The organism is Mariniradius sediminis (genome assembly GCF_021491425.1).
In the GTDB taxonomy this organism is placed as follows: Bacteria; Bacteroidota; Bacteroidia; order Cytophagales; family Cyclobacteriaceae; genus Mariniradius; species Mariniradius saccharolyticus.
Genome location: NZ_JAKEVZ010000004.1, coordinates 61,387 through 78,020 on the forward strand (window position 1 = coordinate 61,387; position 16,634 = coordinate 78,020).

A 16,634-nucleotide genomic window follows, 5' to 3' on the forward strand; every position below is an offset into this window, starting at 1 on the left:
TCATCCATTGGGCATCATGAACAGATTTGTATTCGGGTTTTTGGCTGCGGCCATAGTATTTGTCGGGATTTGGTTTTGGTCAAATAGTACGGAGTCCAAGGACGAAATCCTGGAGAATTCCGCATTGATTCAGCAACAAATAGAACAAGTTGGCAAGCTGATCGTGACAGAGGGGTATTTTTCGCAGGTTTTTACCTTCAAGAATTCGAGGGATTTGTTCATGAATATTTGGACCTCTGACAAAAAGGCCCTTGTCATCGCCAATGCCAAAGTCACAGTGGAGTATGATCTCAGGGCTTTGGAGACCGAAATCAATCCGGAAACCAAGACTGTGATTCTAAAGAAGATTCCGGATCCAGTGGTCAATATCTATCCCGAGATTGAGTACTACGATGTGACCCAGGACTATTTCAACCAATTTGGTGCAGCAGATTACAACAAAATCAAGAATACCGTCAGTAAGCGCATTCGGGAAAAAGTGGATAAGTCCAATTTGCTCGACAATTCCAGAGAAAGGTTGATGGGCGAGTTGGTCAATATTTATATCGTCACCAAATCACTTGGATGGACACTCCAATACAATGAAACCGTGATCGAGGGTCAGGACCAATTGAGAAACCTTCAGCGGTAAGGTCTTTTTCCAAGTCATATCCACGGATCTTTCCTTTTTTTGAAAATGAACCTCCATTGCGGAGGTTAGCCGGAGGCTCGGGCTTTATCATGATTGACTGAATTGTAGGGATCACTTTTACCATTAGGCATTCAGAAGATCGCCGAGGCAAGAATTCTTGGACTTTTGATCTCCAGTCCAAAATGAAAAAGCCAGCCCACAAATCGGGCTGGCTTTTTTGATTGTTTCAGACAAACTACCGTGATCTCTTGATCACCCTTACGGTCTGCAAGCCTTGATCCGTTCTCAGCGTGATGACATAGAGTCCATCGGCGACTCCGGTAAAGTCAAGTTCTAGACGCCCTTCCTGCTTGAACCAATTCGTCCTGAGGGAGTGCGTTCTACCTACTGCATCGATCACCGACATGTCCCTCTCCGAAGAGAACTCGGAAACCAATCCACTCATTTGGATTTGGAGTCTATCTATGACTGGGTTTGGATAGGCGATGAGCTTGCTAGCCGGATTGTCAATCTTAGTGCCTTGGGCTTCTGACGACTCAGAGTTTGTCGACAAGATTTCCGAAGCAGCTGTTCCCTGGATCCTGGCGTTTTGTGTTCCGACAGGGATGGATTTTGGACGGATAACGATGGCTTGTGCCACCCAATTCTCGCTAACTGAAGCCCGCCCGATTAGGTTTCCGGTCGCTCCAGGATCCGTTTTGATAAGGAATGCCATCATGTTCGAAGTCAAGCCTTGTTGGTTATTCGGGTCATCATATACCTCCGTGAAACCAGAAGGTGCCGTCCAGGTTGCATCTTTCTTATTAGTAAAGAAGGTCATTACCATACTATTGCAGGCACTGGTATTAATGGTTGGAATAGTGGCCGTCAAAGATGGTGACCCTGAAGCACCGACCGAAGCCTCGATTGGGCCATTAGGATGTGCAATGTCCGCCCCAGTTACCCTGGTAATGCCTATTGTCCATTTTGGACTTTGGCTGATGCTGAATCCATACGATGCAGGTTCATTGTTGCTTGTGATGACTTTGTAGTAAGTGACCATTGCCACCTGATTGCCTTGGTTGACCCTTCTAATCAGCTTCCAGGAATTGTCTGGAGGTGTCACAGAAGGCGCTTGACCTTTTTCGAACATCAATCCTACTATGAGCAAATCGCCGATTTGGGTGTTCGCTGGTCTTTGGACGGTGGCAGGTCTAGCGGTACTTCCTGCACCTTTGGCTGTCGCAAAGCTTCCAATAGCTGGTGCGGCATTCACGCAGCCTATGATAGTCAAAGAGGTATATACGGAATTTGCAGTTGTGTAATTTACGTCACCCGCATAATGTGCAATTGCGAGGTAGTTTCCAGGCATTGATGGAGGGCTGAGCGTCGGACCATAAGATGTCCCATTCGCCCCTTCATATTGAATTGTAAGCAAATCTGGGTTGAGTAGATCGCTTGAACCTCCAACACCGAATACCGTTGCCGTAGCTGGTTTCGGATTACCGTCAAATTCAAATGTTCCACCCGTAATTTGGACAGTTGGAGTCGCCTTTTCGACCGCAAGCATGCCCCTAGAAACATTACCCAAGACGTAATTCGAAGGATCAATCAATGTGATCTCTGGTTTTACCAAATAATTTCCAGCAGCTATTGTGCCTGTTGATGGGAATTCTAAAGCCCCTGAGTTCAGTTTGTAAACAACGCTTTCGACTATTGTTTCAGCATTGTCCTCGAGGATTACTTCTTCTTTCTGTGGATTCAAGAATTTGGTACTGAATACAAATCCTTCAAAATTACTGCTAAAGGCAGGATTGGGATCTCCGAAGGTGATCTCTTCAGGATTTGCTTCAGTTGTTACGTTGAGCGTCGCAGGAGTGATCTCCAACGCTCCAGGTAAATAAGAGGTTCTGAAGTTTCTGGAATCAAAGGTTCCAGGTATAATGAAATGGCTTCCAACATCCGAACCGGTGACCATATTGATTGAGAAAAACTCCAAATTGAAGTCATCTTCCTCTCCTTCTATTTCAGCTCCAAAATCATAGAATTTGCCCAAAGTAGCATTTTCTCCTTCCACGGCCAAGTCAAGGTCGTTTTCGCTAAACACTACCAAACTATTGTTTTCGGATTCTATTTCAGCATTTTCGGTACTGTTGAGGATTGTCCTCGCATTGATGATCGTCCGAGCGTTGAGAATAGTCCTCGCATTGATGATTGTTCGAGCGTTGAGGATGGTTCTGCCGTTTACTATGGTTCGGGCATTGAGGATTGTCCTTGCGTTGATCATCGGTCTTCCATTGATCGAAACTGGCTTTGTGACTTGATCTTCTTCATTATCGAGATAATCCACGAATGCTTCCGCCGGGACATCAAATGCTGAGTTGATGATTGTTCGAGCATTGATCATTGTTCGAGCATTGATCATTGTTCTCGCACTGACCATGAAGCTTTTGTTCACAAGGGTTTCTTGATTGAAGATGGTTCGGCCATTGAAAATTCCAAGCGGTAGGCTATTATCTCCAATTTGTTTGGCGAGAGCAAGGTCTGCGAGGTACTGCTCGATCACTTTGTCTTTGATCACTTGGGGGTCGGTGATGAGAGTTTTCTCCCCATCTTGAATTAATTCCGCTGGAATAATTACATCAAATTCAAGATTGTCGGATATCGATTCGCCGAACGTGATGGATAGACCCTTAGGTTGAATCGTTATTGCGAGCGGCTCTACCCTGTAAGTGGCGGATGGATATTGTACAAGACCATCCTGAAGCGTGCCTGCATAATTGTAGAAATCAGCGAACGCGAACCCAGTCCTGGGATGGGATGCCCGGATGATATAGGTGCCTACCTCAGCCAACTCTCCTCCAAGGTCAAAAATCGGGCTCGACAGTGAAAGAAGTCTCAGCGCGCTATTGGGGTCATTTGGATCTGTGGTTAACCCAATCTCAGCCAAAGTCAATGCACTAGGCACCCAGATATTGCCCTCGGCTAGCTCTACGATACTGAAAGTGAGTGGATTAAGTACCTGTCCGTATTTTTTGGTTTGGTTGTCAAGTTTAATCGCCACTGTTTTCTTGATCACGTCGAAGAAGAAGACAGGACCAGCTGTACCTCCATCGGTTTGGGTCTCAGAAATCGGATTATTGACTACTGTAATGTCAGGATTACCTTCAAATTTGGGTACAGTGACCAACAAGTTTCCAGTGTTTTCATCAAATGTTGATGGAAGCTTCTCGTCACGCAAAAAGACCTCTGAGGATTCATTGAAGTTTTTCCCTGTAATTGTCAGTTGGAATTCAACCTCACCCAAGCCAGTGTTTTGATCATATACCAGCGCAATGATTTCGGGATTTGGGTTTGCCAATGTCAGCAAGGCGCGATCAGCTCTCACCATACCTGACCCAGATTTGAAATCAACCCCCGCTTCATGCATGTCCTGTGAAGTACTCGACATCACCCGTCTGATATCCGCTGGAAGACTTACCCCTGGACCACCAATCCATCCTGGAGGATTGGTAGTTGGATAATATTTCACCCTTGCCTGCTTGATCAGTGCAGCCACTGCGGCCGCGTGTGGCGCTGCGGCGGAGGTTCCAAAGAAATTGGAGAAGCCATCATTCTCCAAATCCTGAGCGCCAAGATTTACCGTCGTGTTGACGCCGTTTGGTCCCACAAAATCCGGTTTGTTTCTGATCTCATTTTCGGTAGTTGTTCCCCCACGTGAGGAGAAAGTAGCTACCGTAAAAGGAGGAGTGCCAGCGGGTACAAGGCTTGGGTCAAAATTAAATACCGAAGTATTGGCATAAAGGACTGCACCTACGGTCATAGCACCTTCTGAGTTGGCATGTCCGATAATCGTGGATGAATTTATGTCATTTTGGGCCTCTGGGTCAAGTTCCCCACGGAACACAACGTATTTAAATTTAATCCCTCTGTTGGAATCAAGGTCACCACAACTGTCGCATTCTCTTGCTAGGAGCAACTCAACCGTAGTCTCTTCTGTGACGGTAAATGACAAAACCTCGATTGGATCTCCATTTCGGTTGTTCCTGTTAAAACCAAACAGAGGCACTCCCTGAAAGTTCTTTAGATAGATGTCCAAGTCGTATTGGCTTCCTTGCTGTTCAATTGAAAATAATGGATCATCCCATTGAAGTGCGATCATATAAACTGCAGGACCGGTCTGACCTGGGAAAACTTTTATGGATTGCGTATTCCTGCCATTGGCAAACTGGTGTACCCGCCCTTCTGGCCAAACACCTCCGTTCAACGGTAGGCTGACCGTGTTGTCAACCACAGGATTGAAGGTTCCTTCGAACGATTTGCTGCCAAAATTGCCCGCTGAGGTAAAATAGGAGACTCCATCAGCCGTCACTTGGTTGACCGCCCTACTTACCCGTCCATCTTTGAAGAATGGTTCGGTGATGTAGGTAATGTCGTCAACGATAATGTCGCTGCCGGCTTCGGCCAATTCCAAAATACCTTTTGCAAAATCCCCGGCAGTTACGACGCCGTACCTGAAGCCCAACTGGGCACCAGGAGCGACATCGTGTATGATTTGGATCATTGCACGGCCCTCATCAGTCCCCTTGCCGTATCTGCTTGGCAAATCTTTGGAGAAATAAAGTTCAGATGGCAAGTCACCATTTGCAATGTCAACTGCAAGTGGGTTTACGCCGTCATCAGTCCTGGTCGCATAGCTGTCTGACAGCACGCCGATTTTCACACCGGCGCCATTTATGGTCGGGTCTCCCTCAAAATGGGAATAACCAAACTTTACCAAGTCAGATCGCATCACTTTGTCCCCTTGTGTAGTGGTGATGCCCTTATTGGTGACCGGAGGAAATGCTGGGCGAATCTCCTGAATATAAAGTACTTCTTGGTTGATTTGCTCCAACAAACCGATTGGTAAGAAACCGGCAATGACAAAATCGTCTTCAAACTCCTCGATGTCGATCAGATCAGAGGTAAATTCAAATTGGTATTGAGATTCCAACAATCCGATCAGGGCTGGCAAGTTCGACTTGTCCTTGAAAATAATCTCAACGAGCACTTTTGATCCCTCAATGTAATATACCTCATTCGTTTCGACCGGATTTTCTGGATCGAATAGATTGTAAAGCATTGTGAGTTCGGATCCGATCAGGTCATAAACCTTTCCTGCGAAAGGTGCACAAACTCCAAATGTCTGTCTTTGAGCAACTGTAATTGAAAAAGTCGCAGGTTCCTCTGCACATGCTCCGACTGATTGGGGTTCAACCTGAATCACATCTCCAGAGGTGGCAATGTAGTTTGATGGATCTTGGATTTCGATTGTGCTTTGATCTTGGAGAATTTTTCTGAACACCAAGTTGCCCTGGTCGGTAGTTGCGTAATCATTCAAATCGATTACAGCGGTACTACCGCCGAGTTCGTCACTACATACCAAAGCATCTTCGATAGTCAAATTGGCTGGAGTTGAAAGTTCAACGGATTTGGAACAAGACACTGGGCCGCAAGAGGATTGGCTGGTAATTTCTACCGAGACTGTGCCCGCGCCTGTCCAATTGACCGAAATTGAATTGGATCCTTGACCTCCCATTATTTGACCTTCCCCAGTAATTGACCAGAGGTAGTTTTCTGCACCCTCGGGCACTGAATATGTCGCTAGATTTCCTGCACAGACCTCGGATGGGCCTTGGATTTCGCATTCACCGTCCAAATCCACCGACGTAGAGGCTGCCTGAACTGACCTGTCTTGACTACCGACAGATTTTCCATTCAATGAAACAACCCGGGTATGATAAGGTGAGCCATTGATGCTTGAAGCAGAGTTGCCTTCACCCCAATCGCTGGCGCTCGCGATATGCCCACCCCACGCAATGACCACAGTGTTATTGTTGCCACTTGGGGTGCTATTAACAGTAAATGGGATTCTCAATCTCGTGATCGCTGTCGTACCAGTTGGGCTCTGCTGAACTACGTAGCTGATTGTCCCAAATGTACCGCCATGGATTGCCAGTCTCCGTTCTTCGGCAGGTAGGTTATTGAAACTCTCCCTTGGCATTCCAGCGCTTCCACCGGGTGCCGGAATATTAGCATAGTTGTAGGATGATGAACCAAATGGTAAGCTGGAGACCGGCTCTACAACCTCACAAATCCTGTCAAAACCTGTTATAAAATCGATGGCACTTTTACTGTTGCTTCGGGTATCCCACTCAATTTCGACAACACCTTGAGAACCAGATCTCAATTTTGAAATTGTAAGCCTGTAAGGGATCGATTGTCCCTCAAAAAAGTGGCTGTTGCTTTCATTGGAATTTCCTGTTGCCCAGTTGACTGGACTTACTGCAGGTTTATTGATGCCTCCGTTTTGGCCTTGTTCCAGCCTTACTGTTTGGCCATACGACATATTTATGCCTATAAAAAAAAGGCAAAGCCATTTCAAGTTTGACAAAATATTTTTCATGATGAGTTGGGTTGTGTTGGAATTCTCAAAAGTTACAGTCGAAGGGTTCATTCGATAACTGATTTATTTCATTGGGTTGTAAAGTACTTTTAAAAACATCCATGTTTGGTTTAGAATGAAATACAGTTTTCATTACTCAAAATAGACTTTAAAAGGTACGAAAAAAACATAACCTCACAAGCAAATAAAAATTTAATTATTAGGTAATAAAGATTTAGGTTGGTATTTTATTGATTTTTTTCAATTATGGCTTCAAGGAAAGAATTATTCGATTATTGGATTGAATTATGTAAAGAATTTACCTGAGAGTTTTTTGGGAAGTTCTAAGTGTATTGCGATTGTCAACATGTAAGGGTCATTTTTCAATATTTTTGATTGAAAAGAAGGGATTTATCTATAGATTCCTAGCATGAAGAATTCACATTTCATTCAGCTTGTTTTTTTTCTGACCATTTGTTGGGATGTCTACCCAATTACTTCAGACCGGCAGACCAACAAATCCGTCAAGCCAAATATCATCTTCATTCTGGCCGACGATTTGGGTTATGGTGACTTGGGAGTTACAGGGCAAACCAAGATAGAGACACCCAATTTGGACAAGTTGGCACGAGAGGGGATGCTTTTCACCAACCATTACTCCGGCGCGACCGTGTGCGCCCCATCGAGGGCTGCGCTGATGACGGGTTTGCATACTGGCCACACGCCAATCAGGGGAAACAAGGAAATCCAACCCGAGGGACAGCATCCCATGCCTGATTCTGTACTTACTTTACCCAAAATGATGAAAAGGGCTGGTTATGCAACCGGTGCGTTTGGAAAATGGGGCTTGGGATTTGTCGGCTCTTCGGGTGACCCAAACAGACAGGGGTTCGACCAGTTTTTTGGCTACAATTGCCAGCGATATGCCCATCGCTATTTTCCAGAATACCTTTGGCTGAATTCAGAGAAGGTTTTTCTGCCTGGGAATGACTGGACAAACAAAGCCACTTTTGCGCCGGATGTGATCCAAAAAGCCGCTTTGGAATTTATTGAGGCAAATAGCGGCAAGCCTTTTTTTATGTATGTACCGATGGTCATCCCGCATGCGGAATTGGCTGCGGATGAGGAGAGTCCGATTTTTAAGAAATATCGGGAGAGGTTTGGCGATGAAAGGGAGTTTGTGGCGGCAGCGGGGTGGGACTATGGACCCGGCATCGATATCCCTGGCTACCAATCCGTCAAACATCCAAGGGCGACCTATGCCACGATGGTCGAAAAACTTGATGCCCATGTCGGTGAAATCATTGCGAAGCTAGAAGTACTTGGCATCCGGGAGAATACACTCATCGTCTTTGCCTCTGATAACGGACCCCACCAAGAAGGTGGCAATGATCCAGACTTTTTTGACAGCAATGGGATTTACAGAGGATACAAGCGGGATTTGTACGAAGGGGGAATCAAAACCTCAATGATCGCCAACTGGCCAGGAAAAATAAAAGCAGGTTCGGTTTCAGACCATATTTCCGCATTTTGGGATTTGATGCCGACATTTGTCGAATTGGCGGGAGTGTCCATTGACTCGGAGTTGGATGGGATATCGATGGTCCCCACGCTACTGGGAAAGGGGAGGCAAGTTCAACACAAGTATCTATTCTGGGAGTTTGTGGAGCAAGGGGGGAAGCAGGCCATTCGGATGGGTGACTGGAAAGCCGTAAGACTGAATGTGAAAAACAATCCAAATCCACCGATGGAGATTTACAATCTTCGCAACGATCCTTCCGAAACAAAAAACCTGGTGGATCAATACCCTGATTTGGTCTCGGAGTTCAACAGACTTTTTGCGGAAGCCCATCGTCCGAATGCCGTTTTTCCGCTTTTTGAGTAAGGGACGCGTAAAGGTCTTTCCGAACTTGTTATTCGCCCACATAAACAAAAAAACCTCCGAATTTTCGAAGGTTCTTTTGCTATTCGGGTATCTGGGATTAGCCGATGGAGATCCGTTTGAAAGCAGATACTGTCAGGCCTTTGCTGACGCCGTCCAAGTACTGTGCGATGGATTTGGTGTTGTCCTTTACAAAGGCTTGGCTCAGCAAAGTGCTCTCTTTGTAGAACTTCTGCAATTTGCCAAGGGCGATTTTTTCGAGCATTTCCTCAGGCTTGCCTTCTTGTCTCGCTTGGTCTTTGCCGATCTCGATTTCTCTTTCTACAATCGAAGCATCTACGCCGTCTTTGTCAACAGCAACTGGGTTCATGGCAGCGATTTGCATAGCCACATCTTTGCCAGCCTCTTCCACAGCTGCACCGTTTACGTTTTTCAACGCAACCAACACGCCCAATTTGCCATTGGAGTGGATGTAAGGAACTACAGCTTCACCCTTCACGACTTCGAAGTGGGAGATTTCGATTTTCTCACCGATTTTACCGGTAAGCTCGATGATTTTCTCGCCGATGGTGATGCCTTCGAATGGAATCGCCAAAACATCCGCAGCTGTAGCTGCATTGTTTGCGATCGCCAAATCCAAGGCTGTATTTGCGAAAGCCACGAATTCTTCGTTTTTGGCCACAAAATCCGTTTCGCAGGTCAATGAAAGCAAGGTTCCGGTGGTACCGTTTGCACTGGTCTTGATGACGATTGTACCTTCTTTGGTTTCGCGGTCGGCTCTGGAAGCAGATACCTTTTGACCTTTTTTCCTCAAGATGTCGATTGCTTTTTCGAAATCACCCTCTGCTTCTGTTAGGGCTTTTTTACAATCCATCATGCCGGCACCGGTCATTTGCCTCAATTTGTTTACTTCTTGTGCAGTAATTGCCATTGTTTTAGTCAATTTATGAGATTAAACTTTTTGTCTGTTTGATCAACCAGCAGGTACAAAGACCTTCGAGGTTGGAAATTTCCTGAAAAGCCTTTGTAGTGATAAAAACCTCAAAGGTCTGTTAGAAACAAAAAATTGAACACAGGCCGGGGCCACATGTTCAATCTTTTGAATAAATGAAATCAAAGTGGATTATTCTTGTGTCTCGGCGTCGACAGCTCTTTTAGCTTCTTCCTCTTCGGTCAGCTTAGCATCTTCTTTGTCTCTTTTCCTCTCGGAGAGACCTTCTTCGATGGCTGCACCAAACGCTTTGACGAGCAAGGATATTGATTTGTAAGCATCGTCATTGGCTGGGATAGGGAAATCCACCTCGTTGGGGTTGGAGTTTGTATCTACCAATGCGAAAACAGGGATACCAAGCTTTTGTGCTTCTGAGATCGCGATGTGCTCTCTCTTGATGTCAACGACAAACAAAGCAGCAGGAAGTCTGGTCAAGTCGGAGATACCGCCCAACACGTTTTCCAATTTCTCGCGCTGTCTGCTGACCATGAGTCTTTCTTTCTTCGCCAGGTTCTTGTAGGAATCTTCCTTCATCATCTTGTCGATGGAAGACATCTTCTTCAAGGATTTGCGGATGGTGGCGAAGTTGGTCAACATACCGCCGAGCCATCTTTCGGTCACGAAAGGCATGTTGAGTCTTTTTGCTTCGTCGGCCACCAAGTCTTTCGCCTGCTTTTTGGTAGCGACGAACATGACTTTTTTACCTGAGCGAACGATCTGCTTGATTGCGTTGGATGCTTCTTCGAGGCAAACAAGCGTTTTGTTGAGGTCAATGATATGGATTCCGTTCTTCTCCATGAAGATGTACGGCGCCATTCTTGGATCCCACTTTCTCGTCAAGTGTCCAAAATGAACACCAGCATCCAGTAAGTCTTTATATTCTAATTGTGCCATTAATAGATAAATATGAAAGTAAAGGGTATATAAAGTCCCAATTAACGTTTGGAGAACTGGAATCTTCTTCTGGCTTTTCTGCGTCCTGGCTTCTTACGCTCGACCATTCTTGGGTCACGGGTAAGGAATCCTTCTTTTTTCAAGGCTGGCCTGTGGGCGATATCGAATTCGCAAAGCGCTCTGGAGATAGCCATTCTGGCTGCCTCTGCTTGTCCTTTGATGCCTCCGCCGTCCAGGTTGATCTTGATGTCATAGGTGCCATCCACGCCTGCAAGCACCAGTGGTTGCTTGACAATGATCTGGTGCAGCTCAAACGGAAAATAAGTCTCGATCGACCTGTCATTGATCGTGATCTCGCCTTTTCCGGGTTTCATGTAGATTCTTGCGACAGATGTCTTTCTTCTACCGATTGTGTTGATGATTTCCATGAACTGCTAGATTAAAATTTGACTTCTTTAGGTTGCTGTGCGGCATGTGGATGCTCAGGACCGTTGTACACAAACAGGTTTCTGTACAAATCCCTTCCCAATCTGTTTTTGGGAAGCATTCCCCTTACGGCTTTTTCTACCAAGATGGAAGCTGATTTTTCCTTCAACATCCTTGGGGTAGAGATCCGCTGTCCGCCTGGATAACCGGTATGACGTACATAGACTTTCTCGTCCATCTTTCTGCCGGTCAGCCTTACCTTGTCTGCATTGATGACAATCACGTTGTCTCCGCAGTCCACATGAGGGGTGAAATAAGGCTTGTGCTTGCCCCTCAGGATTCTAGCAACCTCACTGGCAAATCTACCTAGCACTGCAGAATGGGCGTCCACTACGATCCATTTTTTCTCTACAGTCTGTGCATTCGCTGATTTGGTTTTGTAGCTTAATGTATCCACTGTGTAAATGTTTGTTTATTAGCTTGTTATGTATACTTCACCCTCAAAAAGGGACACAAAGATAGAAGTATTTTCTTTTTCAAACAAAAGAAAGCACATTATTGCCCACATTTTCTTTGGGTTAGCGATTTTTCTCCAATTGTTTGACCAGGACATCGAAGTCTTTGGGGTATGGAGCTTCTACTTCGATCCGCTCTCCTTTCAATCCTTCGTATCCAATCCCAAACGCATGGAGCGCCACCCGCTGCATGATGGGCAATTCCTCTGTATCTTTTTTAAGGTTAAACCGCCGCTTCAAGGCAGATAAATAAAGTGGCTTGCCGCCGTAGGTCTCATCTCCACAGATAGGCGTCTTCAGATGGGCCAAATGCACCCTTATCTGGTGTAGCCTTCCCGTCACGGGCCTGCAGGCAATCAGGGAATGCCCATAATAAGTCCGCAGCGTGGTGAAGTAGGTCTGTGCCGGCTTGCCTTCCTTGGTTATCTTGGCGATGCCTTTGTTGGTTGCGTGGATATTGCGGTCTACGAGCAAGTTGTCGTACTCGTGAATGCCTTCCACGACTGCATGATAGACTTTGTCCACTTTTCTGTTCTCAAACTGAATCGCAATATTCCTGTAGGCTTCGGGGTGCTTGGCAATGACCAAGCAGCCTGAGGTTTCTTTGTCCAGCCGGTGACACACCTGGGCATCAGGGGTGTATTGTCTGGCCAAGTCCAGAATATTCTGCGCTTCGTGACGGTCGTCCAATGTCGATACATAGGGAAGCTTATTGATGACAAGGTAATCCTCGTTTTCAAACAGAATCAGTTCCTGAAAGTCAATCTTCTTCATGCAGCCTACGCGCCCAATAAGCGCGCAAAGGTATTGAAATCGGGGAGGAAAAAAAACAGATTGGAAAACTGATAGTGAAAAACCCGGGGCAGGAGCCTGTAGAGATTTGCCTTTTTCCAATGAAAAGAACTACATAGCCTCAAACATGTGAAAAAATCAAAGAAACTATACGGCTGCAGGGCTTTTGGGTGGAAATTCCATGGCCGCTTTGTCCAATGGCAACTCAAAGCTAAAAATGGAGCCCTTGCCGACGGTGCTGCTGACGGATATCTTGGTCTTGTGGCCCTCGAGGATATGCTTCACGATCGCTAGCCCGAGTCCTGTGCCGCCCATTTCGCGGGAACGGCTTTTTTCCACCCTGTAAAACCGCTCAAAAATCCGCTTGATATCCTCGGGAGGGATGCCTTTGCCGTTGTCCTTGACCTCGACGGTGATGTGGTTTTTATGGGGCTTGAGGTGTACTTCGACCTCGCCGCCGTCATTGTTGTACTTGATGGCGTTGGAGATGAGGTTTTGGCAGACCCGAAAGATCTTGTCCTTGTCGGCATGGGTGATGAAGGTTTTTTCCTTGTCATAGAAAAATCGGATCAGCACCTGTCGTTTGGAGGCTTTATGTTCCATGTCTTCGATGACCTCGAGGATCATCTCCCGCAGGTCAAATTTTTCGAAATTGAACTTGATCTCCCCGCTTTCCATTTGGTTGAGCGTGAGGAGGTCGTGGACAAGTTTGTCGAGCGAATTTAGGCTTTTCGCAGCGCGCTTGAGGAACTTCAGCCGGACGGATTTGTCATCCACAGCACCATCGAGGAGCGTATGGATATACCCTTGCGCTGCAAAAATCGGAGTCTTGAGTTCGTGGGAGATATCGGCGATAAATTCCCTTCGGAATTCGGCGTTTTTCTGAAGGGTTTCGATCTCCTTGTTTTTTGCCTGTGCGTAGGTGTTGATTGTTTTGTTGATCTTTTTGAGCGGGGAGATCGACAGGCTGTCGGACTTGTCCGTGACGGCGGAGTAGTCCTTTTTTTGGATTTTCTCCAAGACACTGTAGATATTGGCTATTTCCTTGAAAATGAGGAATTCCAGCGTCACATTGATCAAAATATAAGAGACGGAAAAAGAGATACCACCTGCAACGACCAAAAGGGTAGGGGTCGCATCCTCCATCAAAAAAAGAAAAGCCACTGTCAAGGCTGATATAGCCAAGGCCAACACCAAAGAAATCCCCCTCGAAGTGGTAAACATGCAGCTAGTTCAGATCGAATTTATACCCTACGCCTTTGACAGTAGTGATATAATCTTCGCCGATTTTTTCCCTGACTTTGCGGATGTGTACATCGACTGTCCTAGCGAGGACAAAGACATCCGCTCCCCAGATATTCTGCAAAAGATCATCCCTACTGAAAACCATATTCGGGTTTTTTGCAAGAAAATACAACAGTTCGAATTCTTTTTTGGGAAGGGTGATCGTTTTGCCGCTTTTGTCGATCGTATAACTCGTGCGGTCGATGATGAGGTCTTTGATCTTGATTTGGGTGAGCTCTTGTTCTTTTTTGGACTCCCGTCTGAACAAGGCCGCGATGCGGCTCATCAAGGCCCGTGGCTTGATAGGCTTCGTAATGTAATCGTCCGCCCCGACGTCAAATGCTGCGATTTCGGAGTATTCCTCAGCTCGCGCGGTCAGAAAAATAATAAAAGTGCCTTTGAGCTCAGGTATCTCCCTCAGTTGGCGGCAGGTCTCCACACCGTCTTGGATAGGCATCATGATATCAAGCAGAATCACGTCAGGCTGGAATTTGGAGGCGATTTTTACTGCCTTCACGCCATCCTCCGCGGATTCCACCTCGTAGCCTTCTTTTTTGAGGTTATAAGTAAGTAGGTCCACGATATCCGGCTCGTCATCGACGACCAATACCTTGACTTTTTGCTTGTCACCCATGGGTAGATTGTGGTTTTTTTATTAGGCTAATATGATGCTAATTTAAAGAACGGCAAAACATGAATACGTCTGGCAGACGTAGATAAAGCTAAAAACAACACAAAATTTTTTTTGGATGGGGCAATGTTAATCCAGTGTTACCAAATCATGAATCAATTGTTTCTCAGGCCTTTCGCATCCATGATTTCCATATCGAGCGAACCTACCACCAATTTGGCTTTTATCTTCAAAGGAATTTTATTCATGTCGTCAGACACCCAAACCGTGACCGGCTGCTCGCCTCTGAAGAGCTTATTTTTGGGAATAATCGGCGACAAAACATAAGCATCAAAAGTGCCGATATTGGTCTCTATTTTTTCCTTCCTTTTGTATTGCATCTTGATCGTGTATACTTCCTTGTCAAAAAAGCCGGTCAAGGTGATCAAATCCCCCTTTTTGAATTTTTTCATATCCATCGTGCGGAGATGGTAAAACCCACTGACGATATCCTGCACGTTAGCAGGTATAGGGAACTGCTTCGTTTCTACCACTTCCTTGTCATCCCTGTCAAAAAGCTTCACCACGGCCTGTTTATTTTGATGGTCGAAGGTGACCCTTTCATTCTTCTTATACCGTCCCTCTTCGATAAATCGGTACGAATGATGGGGAATGATATAAGCGGTATCTACGTAACTTCCCCAATTGTCATTGACATAGAATAGCTTGAATATCCCCAATGTCTGACCATACACATCGATCTTGTAAGTCGGTTTGTTGTTGAAGGGTACCACGGCGGGCTGGATGACCATCCTGGCCTCGGCAGCGTCAAAAAAACCATAGGAAACCTTGAACAATAATTCCTCTCCTTCCCTGAACGAATTGTTTTTCTGCGCTAGGCAGACGTGCAGGTAGCCTAAAAAAATAATTACGACAATTACTGACTTTTTCAGGTAGTTTTTCATTAAATTAAAACTTCTGTCGAAAGCATCTCAAATCTTCTTACAATATTAGCAACGGATTAAGGTAGCCAATTTATTGCTTCCAACAACAAAATACGAAGCACTGACAGCATGGGTTGGTATCCCAAGTATCCGTCTTTAATTTTAATTATTCAAATCATCGAAATGTTAAATTAATAATATGAACGCAAATACAGAAAAGCTAAAAGCGCTGCAGCTTACCATCGACAAACTCGAGAAAACCTACGGGAAAGGTACCGTCATGAAACTCAGTGACAATACTGTTCAGGATATACCTGCGATCTCTACGGGTTCCTTGGGTTTGGATATGGCATTGGGAGTGGGCGGTATACCAAGGGGAAGGGTAATCGAAATCTATGGTCCAGAATCATCCGGAAAGACAACCTTGACCATGCACTGCATTGCCGAGGCACAGAAAGCTGGCGGACTTGCGGCCTTTATTGATGCCGAGCACGCGTTTGACAAAACCTATGCAGAGAAATTGGGTATCGATACCGAAAATCTGCTGATATCCCAGCCCGACAACGGTGAGCAAGCATTGGAAATTGCCGAGCACCTGATTCGTTCAGGGGCTATCGACATCATCGTCATCGACTCCGTGGCAGCATTGGTTCCAAAAGGAGAACTCGAAGGCGAAATGGGCGAAAGTAAGATGGGCTTGCAGGCAAGGTTGATGTCCCAAGCGCTCAGAAAACTTACCGGGGCTATAAACAAGACCGGCTGTGCCTGTATTTTTATCAACCAGCTGCGTGACAAAATAGGCGTGATGTTCGGTAACCCAGAGACTACCACGGGCGGTAATGCCTTGAAATTCTATGCATCTGTCCGATTGGATATCCGAAGAATCGGTCAAATCAAGGAAGGTGCGGACAACGTGGTTGGTAACCGAACTAAGGTGAAGGTCGTGAAAAACAAAGTTGCGCCGCCTTTCAAAGTCGTGGAGTTTGACATTATGTATGGAGAAGGCATATCCAAAGTAGGTGAAATCATTGACCTCGGTGTCGAGTTTGAGATAATCAAGAAGGCAGGTTCTTGGTTTTCCTACGATGGCAACAAGCTTGGCCAAGGCCGTGATGCCGTCAAGGAACTATTGCTTGACAATCCTGAGTTGGCGGAAGAATTGGAAAGAAGAATCAAGGAAAAGGCAGGATTGGGTGCCAAATTAAAGGAAGAAAAGGGCGAAGATTGATTCTTGCGACTCTTTTATATTATATAAATCAAAA

Annotated in this window: 12 protein-coding genes; 3 read left to right on the top strand and 9 right to left on the bottom strand. The window is 45.7% G+C overall.

Annotated elements, in window-relative coordinates; translation table 11 throughout:
* Positions 1 to 16: 16 nt before the first annotated feature.
* Positions 17 to 631, top strand: coding sequence for a DUF4230 domain-containing protein (locus L0U89_RS06425; RefSeq protein WP_234860779.1), 615 nt, complete (start codon positions 17 to 19; stop codon positions 629 to 631).
* 235 nt (positions 632 to 866) lie between these two features.
* Here the strand turns inward: L0U89_RS06425 and L0U89_RS06430 are convergent, their stop codons facing one another.
* A complete protein-coding gene (locus L0U89_RS06430) occupies positions 867 to 6,998 on the bottom strand; it encodes a S8 family serine peptidase (RefSeq protein WP_234860780.1) in 6,132 nt (2,043 codons plus the stop codon).
* Between the two features lie 466 nt (positions 6,999 to 7,464).
* On the opposite strand from L0U89_RS06430, the gene L0U89_RS06435 reads away from it, so the two are divergent.
* Positions 7,465 to 8,919 (top strand): arylsulfatase, encoded by a 1,455-nt coding sequence (locus L0U89_RS06435; RefSeq protein WP_234860781.1) that lies wholly within the window; start codon positions 7,465 to 7,467, stop codon positions 8,917 to 8,919.
* 97 nt (positions 8,920 to 9,016) lie between these two features.
* Here the strand turns inward: L0U89_RS06435 and tsf are convergent, their stop codons facing one another.
* The 8 genes from tsf to L0U89_RS06475 form a co-directional block, all read right to left on the bottom strand.
* A complete protein-coding gene (gene tsf, locus L0U89_RS06440) occupies positions 9,017 to 9,847 on the bottom strand; it encodes a translation elongation factor Ts (protein WP_008625602.1) in 831 nt (276 codons plus the stop codon).
* 192 nt (positions 9,848 to 10,039) lie between these two features.
* Positions 10,040 to 10,801, bottom strand: coding sequence for a 30S ribosomal protein S2 (gene rpsB / locus L0U89_RS06445; protein ID WP_008625601.1), 762 nt, complete (start codon positions 10,799 to 10,801; stop codon positions 10,040 to 10,042).
* A 41-nt stretch (positions 10,802 to 10,842) separates the two neighbouring features.
* The gene (gene rpsI / locus L0U89_RS06450) at positions 10,843 to 11,229 is read right to left on the bottom strand and encodes a 30S ribosomal protein S9 (RefSeq protein WP_040479313.1); all 387 of its coding nucleotides are present in this window, start codon (positions 11,227 to 11,229) and stop codon (positions 10,843 to 10,845) included.
* An 11-nt stretch (positions 11,230 to 11,240) separates the two neighbouring features.
* Complete coding sequence (rplM, locus tag L0U89_RS06455; protein ID WP_008625597.1) at positions 11,241 to 11,684, bottom strand: 50S ribosomal protein L13; 444 nt, start codon at positions 11,682 to 11,684, stop codon at positions 11,241 to 11,243.
* A gap of 121 nt (positions 11,685 to 11,805) precedes the next feature.
* Entirely contained in the window at positions 11,806 to 12,516 is a 711-nt protein-coding gene (locus L0U89_RS06460) for an RluA family pseudouridine synthase (protein WP_234860782.1), read from the bottom strand.
* Positions 12,517 to 12,681: 165 nt separating this feature from the next.
* A complete protein-coding gene (locus tag L0U89_RS06465) occupies positions 12,682 to 13,758 on the bottom strand; it encodes a sensor histidine kinase (RefSeq protein ID WP_234860783.1) in 1,077 nt (358 codons plus the stop codon).
* 4 nt (positions 13,759 to 13,762) lie between these two features.
* Complete coding sequence (locus L0U89_RS06470) at positions 13,763 to 14,452, bottom strand: response regulator transcription factor (protein WP_234860784.1); 690 nt, start codon at positions 14,450 to 14,452, stop codon at positions 13,763 to 13,765.
* Positions 14,453 to 14,604: 152 nt separating this feature from the next.
* Positions 14,605 to 15,393 carry a DUF3108 domain-containing protein gene (locus L0U89_RS06475; RefSeq protein WP_234860785.1) on the bottom strand — a complete coding sequence of 263 codons (789 nt, stop codon included), beginning with the start codon at positions 15,391 to 15,393 and terminating at the stop codon, positions 14,605 to 14,607.
* Between the two features lie 178 nt (positions 15,394 to 15,571).
* On the opposite strand from L0U89_RS06475, the gene recA reads away from it, so the two are divergent.
* Positions 15,572 to 16,600, top strand: coding sequence for a recombinase RecA (gene recA, locus L0U89_RS06480; protein WP_234860786.1), 1,029 nt, complete (start codon positions 15,572 to 15,574; stop codon positions 16,598 to 16,600).
* The last annotated feature ends 34 nt before the right edge of the window (positions 16,601 to 16,634 follow it).